The organism is Marinomonas polaris DSM 16579 (assembly GCF_900129155.1).
Lineage (GTDB): Bacteria > Pseudomonadota > Gammaproteobacteria > Pseudomonadales > Marinomonadaceae > Marinomonas > Marinomonas polaris.
Genome location: NZ_FQVF01000005.1, coordinates 73,909 through 87,060 on the forward strand (window position 1 = coordinate 73,909; position 13,152 = coordinate 87,060).

Annotated in this window: 13 protein-coding genes; 12 read left to right on the forward strand and 1 reads right to left on the reverse strand. The window is 40.8% G+C overall.

Annotated features, from left to right (window positions below; translation table 11 throughout):
* The first annotated feature begins 215 nt into the window (after positions 1 to 215).
* Positions 216 to 974: a polysaccharide lyase family 20 protein gene (locus BUA59_RS05810; protein ID WP_072838792.1), complete on the forward strand. Its 759-nt coding sequence runs from the start codon at positions 216 to 218 to the stop codon at positions 972 to 974.
* A gap of 22 nt (positions 975 to 996) precedes the next feature.
* Entirely contained in the window at positions 997 to 1,509 is a 513-nt protein-coding gene (locus BUA59_RS05815) for a GNAT family N-acetyltransferase (RefSeq protein WP_072838793.1), read from the forward strand.
* A gap of 16 nt (positions 1,510 to 1,525) precedes the next feature.
* Here the strand turns inward: BUA59_RS05815 and BUA59_RS05820 are convergent, their stop codons facing one another.
* Complete coding sequence (locus BUA59_RS05820) at positions 1,526 to 2,464, reverse strand: LysR family transcriptional regulator (RefSeq protein ID WP_011978325.1); 939 nt, start codon at positions 2,462 to 2,464, stop codon at positions 1,526 to 1,528.
* 144 nt (positions 2,465 to 2,608) lie between these two features.
* Between BUA59_RS05820 and BUA59_RS05825 the strand changes: the two genes are divergently transcribed.
* The 10 genes from BUA59_RS05825 (at position 2,609) to BUA59_RS05870 (ending at position 13,099) form a co-directional block, all read left to right on the forward strand.
* Entirely contained in the window at positions 2,609 to 4,138 is a 1,530-nt protein-coding gene (locus tag BUA59_RS05825; RefSeq protein ID WP_072838794.1) for a UxaA family hydrolase, read from the forward strand.
* A 33-nt stretch (positions 4,139 to 4,171) separates the two neighbouring features.
* Complete coding sequence (locus tag BUA59_RS05830; protein ID WP_072838795.1) at positions 4,172 to 5,632, forward strand: NAD-dependent succinate-semialdehyde dehydrogenase; 1,461 nt, start codon at positions 4,172 to 4,174, stop codon at positions 5,630 to 5,632.
* A gap of 9 nt (positions 5,633 to 5,641) precedes the next feature.
* Positions 5,642 to 6,448 carry a 4-hydroxy-2-oxoheptanedioate aldolase gene (hpaI, locus tag BUA59_RS05835; protein WP_072838796.1) on the forward strand — a complete coding sequence of 269 codons (807 nt, stop codon included), beginning with the start codon at positions 5,642 to 5,644 and terminating at the stop codon, positions 6,446 to 6,448.
* Between the two features lie 94 nt (positions 6,449 to 6,542).
* Complete coding sequence (locus BUA59_RS05840; RefSeq protein ID WP_011978329.1) at positions 6,543 to 7,499, forward strand: tripartite tricarboxylate transporter substrate binding protein; 957 nt, start codon at positions 6,543 to 6,545, stop codon at positions 7,497 to 7,499.
* Between the two features lie 60 nt (positions 7,500 to 7,559).
* Positions 7,560 to 8,027 (forward strand): tripartite tricarboxylate transporter TctB family protein, encoded by a 468-nt coding sequence (locus tag BUA59_RS05845; protein ID WP_011978330.1) that lies wholly within the window; start codon positions 7,560 to 7,562, stop codon positions 8,025 to 8,027.
* A 16-nt stretch (positions 8,028 to 8,043) separates the two neighbouring features.
* Positions 8,044 to 9,528, forward strand: coding sequence for a tripartite tricarboxylate transporter permease (locus BUA59_RS05850; protein WP_072838797.1), 1,485 nt, complete (start codon positions 8,044 to 8,046; stop codon positions 9,526 to 9,528).
* Positions 9,529 to 9,671: 143 nt separating this feature from the next.
* Positions 9,672 to 10,517 carry an arylamine N-acetyltransferase family protein gene (locus tag BUA59_RS05855; protein WP_072838798.1) on the forward strand — a complete coding sequence of 282 codons (846 nt, stop codon included), beginning with the start codon at positions 9,672 to 9,674 and terminating at the stop codon, positions 10,515 to 10,517.
* Positions 10,514 to 11,473: a DMT family transporter gene (locus BUA59_RS05860; protein WP_072838799.1), complete on the forward strand. Its 960-nt coding sequence runs from the start codon at positions 10,514 to 10,516 to the stop codon at positions 11,471 to 11,473. The genes BUA59_RS05855 and BUA59_RS05860 overlap by 4 nt, the downstream gene beginning before the upstream one ends.
* On the forward strand, positions 11,448 to 12,041 hold the full coding sequence (locus BUA59_RS05865) for a Crp/Fnr family transcriptional regulator (RefSeq protein ID WP_072838800.1): 594 nt from the start codon (positions 11,448 to 11,450) through the stop codon (positions 12,039 to 12,041). The genes BUA59_RS05860 and BUA59_RS05865 overlap by 26 nt, the downstream gene beginning before the upstream one ends.
* Positions 12,042 to 12,331: 290 nt before the next feature.
* Positions 12,332 to 13,099 (forward strand): coniferyl-alcohol dehydrogenase, encoded by a 768-nt coding sequence (locus tag BUA59_RS05870; RefSeq protein ID WP_072838801.1) that lies wholly within the window; start codon positions 12,332 to 12,334, stop codon positions 13,097 to 13,099.
* Positions 13,100 to 13,152 lie beyond the last annotated feature (53 nt).

Consider the following 13,152-nt stretch of genomic DNA (forward strand, 5'->3'; position numbering starts at 1 on the left):
AGAAATTCAAGAGGTTAATGTGGTTGATCGTCTAGTAGCCAATAAATGTTGGGTGTTAGGACGAAATACATTTATTGAGAGATAAAGTTAGATGAAAATATCCCCGTATTCTTCATTTGACCCTACTTGGTCGAAAGACTACAAACAACTGTTTGGTGAACAGCCTTCGCAAACTTTAGAATGGCGTGATGAGTAATAAATAAGGTTTGTTTCCTATGTCTCGTTTTTTAATTTCCTTATGGCTATATTTTTTTGTTATTCCTGTTCAGGCGCAGTCTGTTGCGCAAGATATTAATCATGGGGATTTTGGCCCTTTCATGCGTTCGTTAAATAATACGAGCTATGGTTATCAAGTTATTCAGGACATTACCGATAGCGCACCAACTAAACTAATCGAGAAATTCGAGGTGCGTCCAGGAGACTGCTACTGGAATAAAGGTTGGAATGATTGCGAGCAAGATCGCGAACGCAGTGAGTTATCCGAGCAGCAGAAAATGACACCAGCAGGCAGTGACGCTTGGTACGGTTGGTCGATTTATTTTCCTGATGATTACCCCAATGTTTTTCCTACCAAGGTTGCTCTTGGTCAATTTCATCAAGCTAACTCTCATCCGATCTGGATGTTTCAAAATGGCCGTGGTGGGTATCATCTAGACGATCATATTTCCGGTGCTAAGAAACATTACGAGCTGATTAAAGAGTCTGATCTGCGAGGTCGATGGCATAAAATCGAAGTATATGCTCGCTGGGCAAAAGACGATTCTGGTGTATTCCAAGTTTGGGTAAACGGCGAACAAAAAGTCGACTACCAAGGTTCGACGATGGACGCAGATATTATGTATTTTAAATACGGCGTGTATCGATCTTTTTTATCGAGATATAAACAAGCCAAGCAGTTAAACGCAGTACCACCGCAAATTGTCTATTACAGTAATGTGAAGCGTGGTAAAAATAGAGCATCGCTTCAGCCTTAGATTATTGCCATTGGGAGATAAAATGAGCGTTCAAATTCGTCCAGCTGTGATTGAGGATTTACCCGCGTTAACCGATCTTTATAATCACTACATAGTGAATACGGTGACTACTTTTGATATAGAGCCTTACACATTAGAAGGTCGAGCGGTTTGGTTTTCGCAGTTTGCGCCAACTGGTCGGTATCGTTTACTGGTGGCGGAACAAGACGGAGAAATTCTCGGTTACGCTTGCAGTGGACAATTCAAACCAAAACGCGCTTATGAAACGTCGGTGGAAGTTAGTATTTACCTAAAGCCAAATACAAAAGGCCGAGGTTTGGGAACCGCCTTGTACCTTGAACTGTTTGAGCAACTGGAAACAGAAGACATTCATCGCGCCTACGCTGGCATTACCTTGCCCAATGAAGCCTCCCGTATTATCCATGAAAAGTTCGGCTTTGAATCTGTTGGTGTATACCTCGAAGTTGGCCGAAAATTTGGTCAATACTGGGATGTTGAATGGTTTGAAAAAGAGATTCATCGTTCCTGCATATAGATATAGTTGGCAATATTTATGTATTTTCACATCCATTTACCATTCTTAGCTGTTCTATTAACTTTAGTGTAGTCGGCGTCTTTTCTCTGCCATCTAAAGTGATTATACCTATAGGTGGCAAATCAATTTCTAACTCTATGGGAATAATAGACATTAGCCCTTGTTGCTCGAAATGCTGTGCAACTTGATGAGCCATAAAGCCTATGGCTGAGCCTGTTTGTAATGACATCAGTATATTTAAAAATGATGCTGACTCTATGATGTTTTCTGGTGGATGTAAGTTATGTTTGTAAAATATTTGGTTCAGTTTTGTTCTAGATGCTGCCCAAGATGGCGGAACAATCCAAGCTTGTTGTGATAGCAGAGGCCAATCGATAATTTTTCCTTTCAGAATTTCATGATTTGGTGAGCAAATGAGACACATGGATTCGTTATAGAGTGCTTCTGTATCTAAATCTGGGGCTGCATAACCAGGCTCTAACCTTCCTACTATGAGATCTAGCTCCCCAGACCTTAATCGGGGTAATAGGCGCCTTAGGTCACCTTCTTCTATTAGAACTGTTGTTTTGGTCGCATTTTTTTTAAGGTTGTTAACGGCTTGCGTTAGTAGGGTAGGTGTTGCTGCAACCATAGCACCTACTTGTACTCTACCTGCTGAACCTTCTGTAACTGCTGCTATCTCAATCTTGGCCCTGTCATAATCTGCTAGTACTGAACGCGCAAATTTAATAACGGTTACGCCGTATGGAGTAGGTTCAGTTCCTCTACTCGAACGTTCAAATAGCTGTAAGTCGAATGTTTTTTCTATTTCTGCGAGCATTTTTGATACGGCTGGCTGAGTCACAGATAGAAACTCTGCGGTTCTTCCTAGGTGTCGAAATTCATCTAATGCTACTAATAATTGTAAGTGTCTTAGCCTCAGATTAGAGCGTAAGACGCGATCAATGCCTATCATGAAATGTTTTACTCTTTTTTATTTTCTTATCTACTTCATAACATAATGGAATGAGAAGAGTCTATTGTTTCATTTTACATTCATATAGATGCTCAACATACTTGTTCACATAACTACAACAAATTTAGTGTGAGTGAATAAAATATGTCATCCTCATCGTCCCCTCTAATTAAATTGCATAGCAATGATAATGTATGCATCGTTCGTGAGTCAGTATCAATAGGGCAGCAAGTTCCAGAGTTTAATCTTCGTATTCGAGCTCAAGTTTCGGGTGGTCATAAAATCGCTGCAAGGCTTATTGAGGCTGGTGAGCCGATTATCAAATACGATACACGCATTGGTGTGGCATTACGTCGAATTGAAGCTGGAGATCATGTTCATACGCACAATCTTGAATTAGTTGATTATGAAAGAGATCCTAGCTTTTGTCAGGATGTTGTTCCTGTCGATTATGTGGACGTTTCAGCAAGAGCGGCTTTTAATGGTATTGTGCGCTCCAATGGAAAAGTAGCAACGCGTAATTATATTGGTATTCTTTCAACGGTTAATTGTTCTTCTACTGTTATTCGACAAATTGCAGATCATTTTACTCCAGAACGACTTTCCGCTTTCCCTAATGTTGATGGCATTGTTGCTTTTCCTCATACCAGTGGATGTGGCATGTCTTCTCCTAGTTATCATTTTGATGTCCTCCGTAGAACTTTGTCCGGATATGCACGTCATCCAAATTTAGCTGGTGTGCTTATTGTTGGGCTTGGATGTGAACGGAATGAGATGTCCTCTTTAATTGCTTCTCAGCAACTCGAAGAAAATTCTCATTTACAGACCTTGGTTATGCAGGCTGTGGGTGGAACTAGAGCAACGATTGCAGCTGGTATTGCTGCGATTGAAAGTATGTTGCCAGAAGCCAATAAGGTGGTGCGAGAACCAGTGAGTGTAGAGCACTTAAAGATAGGTTTGCAATGTGGCGGCTCTGACGGGTTTTCAGCAATTACTGCTAATCCTGCATTAGGTATGGCCATGGATATTTTGGTTAGACATGGTGGTACAGCCATTTTATCTGAGACTCCAGAAATTCATGGTGTCGAATATATGCTGACTCGACGTGCTATTAGTCAGGAAGTCGGTCAGAAGCTATTAGATCGTCTTTCTTGGTGGGATGAATATACCCGCGGTCACAATGGGCAGTTTAATGGTGTGGTTGGGCAGGGCAATCAAGCTGGCGGCTTGGCGAATATCTTTGAAAAATCGTTGGGATCTGCCATGAAAGGCGGTACGACACCTCTTCAAGCGGTTTATGAATATGCAGAACCTATTGAACAAAATGGTTTTGTTTTTATGGATACTCCAGGATATGACCCAGTTTCAGCAACCGGACAAATAGCTGGCGGAGCGAATTTGATCTGCTTTACGACAGGGCGGGGATCGATGTTCGGTTCAAAGCCTGCTCCTACGATTAAATTAGCATCTAATTCAAATATGTATAACCGCTTACAAGAAGATATGGATATTAACTGTGGGTTAATACTGGATGGAAAAATGAGCCTTGAGGAAATGGGGCAACATATTTTCGAACACATTATTAAAGTGGCATCCGGAGAAAGTACCTCTAGCGAACGTTTAGGCTTAGGTGATAACGAGTTTATTCCTTGGCACATCGGTATTGTTAGTTAATTCCATTTTCTATATTGCAGAGGAATCAATTGCATGAGTCAACATACAATTACGAATCAAAACTATATCGCGGGAGTTTGGACAACGGCTCACTCAGAGCAAACGTTTGAGGTTTTGAATCCTGCTAATCAAGGAGTGATTGCTCATGTTCCAGATAGCGATGCTAGTGATGCTTCGGCTGCCGTTGATGCAGCGTGTCAGGCTTTTTTAACATGGCGGTTCGTGCCTGCAAGAAAGCGAGCTCAGTATCTAAAGGCTTGGCATGCTTTGATTTTAGCTAATTTGGATACGTTAGCTGGGCTCATTTCGTTAGAGCAAGGTAAGCCATTAGCCGAGGCTAAGGGTGAGATTAGCTATGCAGCAAGTTATGTTGAATGGTTTGCCGAACAAGCTCCTCGAATTGAGGGAGATTTAATCGAATCTCCTGTAGTTGGTCGAAAAATGATGGCGATTAAAGAGCCTGTTGGTGTCACTGCAGTCATAACACCATGGAACTTCCCTGCTGCCATGATTACTCGAAAAATCGCACCAGCTTTGGCTGCTGGTTGTACTGTCGTCGCTAAACCAGCAGAAGACACTCCGCTTACATCGCTTGCCTTGGTTAAGCTGGCCGAGGTCGCTGGAATTCCTAGTGGTGTGATTAATATAGTGTGTTCATCTCGTAATAATACACCAGCGATGGTGAACAACTGGTTGCAAGATAGTCGAGTTCGTAAAATCAGTTTTACTGGTTCAACACCAGTTGGTAAGCATTTGGCTCAAGCCTCAGCGGCAACGTTGAAAAAACTTTCTTTAGAACTTGGAGGTAATGCACCTTTTATTGTCTTCGAAGATGCAGATTTAGACGCTGCAGTGTCAGGCTTAATGGCAGCGAAATTTCGTAACGGTGGTCAAACCTGTGTGTGCCCTAATCGAGTTTATGTGCAAGCAAAGGTTTATGACGAATTTGCTGCAAAATTAGTGGAGAAAGTTCGTGCTCTAAAAGTTGGCCCTGCCAGCGAATTAGATAGTGAAATTGGCCCAATGATAAATGAGAGAGCAGTAGACAAGATACTGTCTCATATCGACGATGCTGTACAGAAAGGTGCAAGGGTATTAGTTGGTGGAAATAGGGTTCGAATATCTGATGGCCCTAATTATATTGCTCCCACAGTGCTAGGGAATGTGAGTAAAAATGCCGTTCTTTGTCAGGAAGAGACGTTTGGTCCAGTTGCTCCATTATTTTGTTTTGATAATGAACAAGAAGTCATAGAACAAGCCAATGATACTCCTTTTGGCTTAGCTGCTTATTTTTACTCTGAAAATGTTAGCCGTATTTGGCGACTTGCCAGTGCATTAGAAACAGGGATTGTAGGTATTAACGAAGGAGCTATTGCGGCAGATTCAGCCCCATTTGGAGGTGTTAAAGAATCTGGTTATGGTCGAGAAGGCTCTAAATATGGATTAGATGATTACCTGCATATTAAATATTTATGCCAAGGAAATCTTTCTTAAGAGGTTGTTATGAAAATAAAAAAAACTAACGAATTTAAACAAGCTTTATCCAGAGGAGAACAGCAGGTTGGGTTCTGGCTTTCAATGGGGAGCTCATACAGTGCTGAAATGTGTGCTTCTGTTGGGTTTCAGTGGCTTTTGATTGACGGAGAGCATGCACCTAATAACTTGCAATCGATGCTTTTACAATTACAAGCTATTGCTCCTTATTCTTCTCATCCAGTCGTGCGTCTAGCTGATGATAATCCCACTTTTATTAAGCAAATATTGGATGTTGGTGCACAGACTTTACTTATACCTATGGTGCAAAGTGCTGAGCAAGCAGAGGCGATTGTTAAGTCGACTCGTTATCCTCCTTTTGGAACGAGGGGGGTTGGTGCCGCTGCAGCAAGAGCGTCTTTATGGAATGGCATAACGGATTATGTTCATAACGCCAATCAAGATATTTGTGTATTGGTTCAGGTTGAGTCTGTTACCGCCCTTGAAAATTTAGAATCTATTTGTGCCGTTGAAGGTGTTGATGGTGTTTTTATTGGGCCTGCGGATTTAGCCGCGTCTATGGGGCATGTTGGCAATCCCAGTCATCCTGAGGTCAAGCAGGCGATTGAAGAAAGTATTCGAAAAATAATAGCGAGTGGAAAATCAGCAGGTACGTTAACCAGTGATTCTGCGCAGGCAAAAAGGTACATGGAATTAGGCGTAGGATTTGTTGCTGTTGGGTTAGATGTATCACTCATGATGCAAGCGATCAGGAAGCGTGCAGAGGAATTTGAATTTGGTAAGTCTGCAGTGCAGTCAGACCAATCTGTCTACTAAATGACTAGTAGCAAATTATGAAATGGAAAAATTAATAATGTGTGTTTAGGCACATTAATGCAAAGACCAACAAACAAAATAAAAGGCATTAAGCATGAAAAAGCATATAAAGTTACTTTCGCTCTCTCTTACTCTCGCTGGGGCTGTCCTAGCTCAGAGTTCATACGCAGCTTATCCTGAAAAAACCATTACTATGTTGATTCCTTATGGTGCTGGTGGCGGTACCGATGTTTTGGCTAGGGCCCTACAGCCTGCATTGGAAGAGTCGCTAGGTCAAACCGTTATCGTGAAAAATGTCCCTGGCGGCGGTGGTATTCTAGGTTTTACTCAGTTAGTACATGCTAAGCCTGATGGTTATACCGTGACAATTCCTAATAATGTAATTTTTGCTACAGAGGGCATGGGGAATGCTACTTACAAGTACAAAGATTTTGATTATTTAGGCAATATCTTAACGGAAGATTATATTGTAGCCGTTCGTGCTGATGGCCCATGGAATAGTTGGAATGACTTATTAAAAGATATGGAAGAGCATCCAAATAAAATTAAATTTGGTTTCTCAGGTTATGGCGGATCAACTCATGTTGCTAGTCAGATACTAGCGAATGTTGCAGGTTATCAAGCTAAACAAATCCCTCATGATGGTTCTTCTAAGGCTGTAGTTGCTGCAATGGGAGGGCATATTGATGCATTAATGTTGAACCTAGGTGATCTATCTTCTGGTATTAAATCTGGAAAATTGAAACCATTACTTTCTTTGGGTAGCAAGCGTCTCAGCGAGTACCCAGATGTTCCTACGTTACAAGAAACTGGTATAGATTTAAATTTGACCAATTGGCGAGGCATTGCAGCACCTGCTGGAGTGAGTGATGAAGTAAAAGTGGCTTGGAATAAAGCCCTAGAGCATGCAGTCAAGGATGAAAAATTTCAGCAGCTGATTGCTACTCAGGGAGGTCAAGTTGATTTTCAAAAATCAGGTGAAAATTTAGACAAATGGATGTCACTGTTAGCCGAGTCTTTTATTAATACGGCTCATAACTTGAAAAAATAAGTATAAAAGGTCAGGTGGATGTTAGACACCTGACCATATTTTAACTATTTAGGTGACAATATGTTTCACTTGAAAGAACAACATGTTTTTTATCTTTTTCTCATGGCTGGCGCCGGTTTTTTCTTAAAACTATCTTGGGATATTCCTTCAGGAATAGGTGTAGAAAATGATCCAGGGGCAGCTTTTCTTCCTATTGTTATTTGTGTCTTGATCTTATTTCTTGTTTCTTATTTGTTTGTTATAGAATTTAGAGAAAAAAGTGAAAAGCTATTTTTTAGTCGTGCTGAGTTTTTTGCATTAGCTGGAACTTTATTATTGATTTTTGTTTATATATTTATCTTATCTCTAATAGGTTTTTTTGCTTCGACAATAATTTTCTTATTTTTATTTCAGCGGCTTAATAGTTACCTTTTAAACAGTGGAGGCTTTAACTATAAATCTTATTTGGTGTCAGCTCTGTTTTCTTTTATAGCGACGCTTTCAATTTATTTTGTCTTCTCGGTTCTTTTTAAAATGAGTTTGCCGTAGTTAAAGGTGGATTATTATGTTTATGCAATTTGTTCATTCGTTTGACGCTTTTTTAGAACCAACCATCTTTCTTGCTATTGCTGCTGGTACTGTTTTAGGGCTGATTTTTGGTTCTTTACCCGGCCTGACAGCTACTATGGGGATTGCTCTTTTATTGCCATTGACATTTAGTATGCAGCCTATCAGTGGTATGGGGATGTTGTTTGGTATGTATTGTGGTGCTATATCTGGAGGGTCGATACCTGCTGCTTTGTTAAATATACCTGGTACTCCCTCTTCTGTTGCAACCACACTGGATGCTTATCCAATGTCGAAAAGAGGAGAGCCAGGAAGAGCTTTAGGTCTATGTGTTGTCGCTTCTTTTATTGGCGGAATAATTAGTGTTTTAGTTTTTGCATTATTGTCACCTATTATTGCCAAAGCTGCTCTTGAATTTAGTGCCGTAGAGTATTTTTCATTAGGTATTTTTGGTTTAACTATTATTGCATCAGTTTCAGGGCAATCAATTGTGAAAGGATTGGTTGCAGGCCTTATTGGCGTATTGATTTCCTTGATTGGGATTGATTCATTGAGTGGTATAGTTAGACTCACTGCGGATATTCCCGATTTAATTGGTGGTGTAGACTTCATGCCTGCACTAATAGGTTTGTTTGCGTTGTCCCAAATTATTGGCGATATTGTTTCGAGTCGAAATGCTAAGGGCGCAGAAGTAAAAATTAAAGTGGATAATGCTTATCCTCGCTTTAAGGAAACTTTTGGTCTGTGGCGAGTTTGGTCTGTTAGTTCTGTAATTGGTTCTTTGGTCGGTGCTGTTCCTGGGGCCGGAGGAAGTATTGCTTCTTTTTTAGCTTACGATGTTGCTAAAAGACAATCAAAGACACCGGAAAAATTTCAAACAGGCCATAATGAAGGAATTGTTGCGTGTGAATCTGCTAATAATGGTATGACCGGCGGTGCATTAATTCCAATGATGACATTAGGTATTCCTGGGGATGCTTCTGCCGCAGTGTTAATGGGCGGACTTCTTATACATGGATTACAGCCTGGGCCATTATTGTTTCAGGATCATGCTGATATCGCTTATGGAATTATTATTGCGTTTCTAATTGCAAATATTTTTATGTTTTGCTTTCAAGCAGTTGGAATAAAACTGTTTGTGAAAGTTCTACAAATTCCTCGATCTTTCCTTATGCCGTTTATATTGGTTATGTGTATCGTAGGAGCTTATGGAATCAGTGGTTCTCTAACATCGGCTTGGATTTTATTATTCTTTGGGATATTTGGTTACTTTTTGAATCGTTATGGGTTTAGTTCTGCACCTGTTGTCTTAGGTATGATATTGGGCTATATGGTTGAATCTAATTTTAGACGAAGCATGGCAATGTACGATAGTGATTGGACTATATTTTTTAGTCATCCTATTAGTCTTGGTTTTATTCTTCTATCTGTAGTTTCTATACTGCTTCCTTTTTATTACAGATATAAAAGTGCTAAAAAATAAACTATGTCTTTCATATAAAGATCATTAATTTTATCCCTGATGTCTAAAAAAGAGAAGGAGTTAACCTAGGTTAATTTTTTCTCTTTTTTTTTGCAGTAGTCTTGGTCGTATTCCATGTATGTTGATTATTAAGGAAGTGAAATATGCCGTTATCATCCAGTCTACAAAATTATCTATCTGACCTAGGTTTGGTTGTACCAGAGCAGCCAAATATTAAGTTTGTTCAAGCCCTGCAGGCTGAGCATGTGGCTCGTTATAGTTTCAATAGCTTGGCGGTGGTGTTGGGTGAAGATATTTCTTTGGATCTTGACGCGATCAGCCAGAAAATAGTGACTCGTAGTTTGGGCGGTTATTGCTTTGAACATAACAAGCTAACGTTTGAGCTATTAAAAGCCTTGGGTTATGACGTGCAGCTTAAGTTGGCAAGAGTACTGAATAACAATTTTGAGCGCGAAGCGGGCAGAACGCATCGTGTGACCTTGTTAACGCTAGAAGGTGTGAGCTATTTAGTTGATACTGGTTTTGGTGGTAACGGGCCGATTGCACCATTGCGGTTAGATATAAACACACAGCAAGTGGCTGGTTTAGACCGTTATCGAATGCTCGCTAAAGGTAAGGGTGAATATGATTTACAGGTAGTGAAGGGCGATGACTATTTTACCCTTTATCGTTTTGATAGTGCGACTTACAGCGATGCAGATTGTGCGCTGGGGCATTTTTATTCTCATAAAAACTCCAATGCGGTGTTTCTTAAGAACCTAATGGTGACCTTGAAGAAGCAAGACCAGACGATCGCTTTGGTGAATGCGGAGCTGACTATTAGAGACAGCCAAGGTGAGCAAAAGCTGTTGATTGAAAGCCCTGAGTCCCTTGGGAATATTTTGAGCTCAGAGTTTGATATCAATCTTGAACCGGCTGTGATTGAGCACCTTTTTATTCGCTTTTTGGTGCCTATTTTGACCGAAGATAAAGTCGGGATAACGTCATGAGTTCATTTTTTACCTTGTTGCTTTGGGCTTGGTTGATGGCGTCTTCTTTTATCGTATCGGGTCATATGGTGGAATACGCCAGTCCGGTTGCTACCTCAGCGTTTCGTTTTTTATTGGCGATGTTAATTATGTTGCCAGCGCTATTGTTTAGTTGGCAGCGGGCTAGGTTGAATAAAACCGAGCAGTTTAAGGCGTTGTTCGCTTCTCGCCAGCGGCTTTTTCATTATGTGGTGATAAGCGGCGCATTAGTGGGATTTTTTATTGGTTTGTTTGTGGCGTTGCAGTCGACAACGCCGTTGAATACCTCTGTTTTGTATACGCTTGTTCCCTTAATTGGTGTGATGATAGCGAGAGTTTGGCTCAAGGAAGTCGCGCCTTTATGGCGAGTCATTGGGTTTGTTCTTGGCTCAATCGGCGCGATGACTGTGTTGTTTTCTACACAAGGTTTTTCTGTACAAGACAACGACGGATTTCAGTGGCATTCCGGCGATTATATTTTTGTTGGGGCATGTTTCTTATTGGCTTTACATGTAGTGTCGGTACAAAAATGGGGGCGTTCGTTAGGGGCATTATCCGGTGCTTTCATGATTATGTTGTTTGGAACGCTTTGGCTACTGCCTATCGCGTTGATTTGGGGAGAGCTTGATCAGGTGCAATGGTTGTCGCAAGGTTTCTGGATAAATGTGTTGTATCTGACGGTGTTTACTACCTTATTTACCTTTGTGTTACAGCAGCGTTTGGTCATGACGGTTGGGGCAAGTCGCTTACTTGCGATATCTTATACAATACCAGTTTGGGTTGCGTTATTTACCGCGTTGACTCAATCACGTTTATTAAGCTTGGTCGATTGGCCTTTTGCTTCTGGCATTGTATTTTTAGGCGTCGCACTGTTTCTTATTGATGGCAATTTAAGCAAGGTAAAGCTCGCCCATGGATCGAACTCAACTTCAAAATAGCTTCGAAGCGTATTTTAACGAATTAGGCTACGATATTGATTGGCAAAGATTGACGGTACCAATGGATGTCCATGTGATTCGCAAAGGCGATTATCTGTTTCAGCAAGGTGATTTTGCGAATCGTTTGTATTTTTTACATTCTGGATTGGTGCGTTATGTGAGTGTTTCCGATGAGGGGAAAGAGTTCACACAAACTTTTGCGAAGAGCCCGAGAATCATTGGTTCGACCAAGGCAATGGTCACCGAGACACGAGTTTTGTTCGGTATCCAAGCCTTGGAAGACAGCATGGTGTCTTCTTATACCTGGCAAGCTTTTTATGCCCAAATGCGCCACGATATAGGCTTTTTAGAGTGCTATGCTAAATTTCTTGAACGCATCTTTATCGTCAAAGAAGAGCGTGAAAATGCCTTTGTAAAACATTCCGCTGAACGACGCTATTTGGATTTTTGTGCTGCTTATCCTGAGTTAAAAGATTCTATTCCTCAGCAGCAAATTGCGTCTTACATTGGTATCACTCCGGTAGCTTTGAGCCGAATTCGACATAGGTTAAAGCTGGGTCGAGGATGACATGTCTGTTCTTGTTGATTCTTTAAATCATCAATTTTTAAATGTATTTATCTTTCTTTTTTGATCATTTGATTAATCAAGCCTTCCTCTCATAGCGTTTATAGATGTTTTTAATTAATTCTATTTAATTAAAAAATCAATATATATCAATGTCTTAATTTCGATAAATGATTAAGTTTTCGTTGTTTTTAGGTTTGGGCATACTCCGTGCAGTTCTCCTTGTTACAAAAGGAAAAGTAATGACCTTCTACTTTTTCTGACGTTTTATAAAAATAATAAGGAGAGTAAATATGATATTAGCGAATAAAACGATTGTCATTACTGGTGTGTCTTCTGGTATTGGTGCCGATGTAGCAAGACTTGCTCGTTTCCATGGGGCGAGAGTTATTGGCATTGATCGTAATGAACCAAGTATGACGTTGGATGGCTTTGTAAAAATAGATTTAGGTAATCCTACGGCGATTGATACGGCGCTTGATACCTTGCCTGAAAAAATTGATGCCTTGTGTAATATCGCTGGTGTGCCAGGCACTGCAGATGCCGAGTTGGTTGGTCGCGTGAATTATTTGGGGTTGCGCCATTTAAGTGAAGCTTTGATTCCTAGATTCAATCAAGGGGCCAGTATTGTCAATGTGGCTTCTGTGTTAGGTATCGAGTGGCCAGAGCGTCTTGAACAGCATAAAGCATTGGCTGGTACCTCTTATTTTGAAGAAGGTGCTGCTTGGCTGAAAAAGAACCCAGTTCCACAAGAAACCTGTTATCAGTATTTCAAAGAAGCTCTTATTGTTTGGTCAACGCAGCAAGCTTTTACTTGGTTCCGTGATCATGGTGTACGTATGAATTGCGTGGCTCCAGGTCCTGTTTTTACGCCAATTTTAGGCGATTTCGTCTCCATGCTAGGGGAAGAGCGAGTTCAAAAAGACGCCGAGCGTATGTTACGTCCTGCTTATTCGGATGAAGTGGCAGAAGTGATCGCTTTTCTTTGCTCCGATGCTTCCCGTTGGGTATGTGGCGTGAATATACCTGTTGATGGTGGATTAGCTTCGACTTATCTTTAAATATTCAGAATATGGTAGATCGACGGAAGCTGATAAGCCTGTGATTGTGCTGT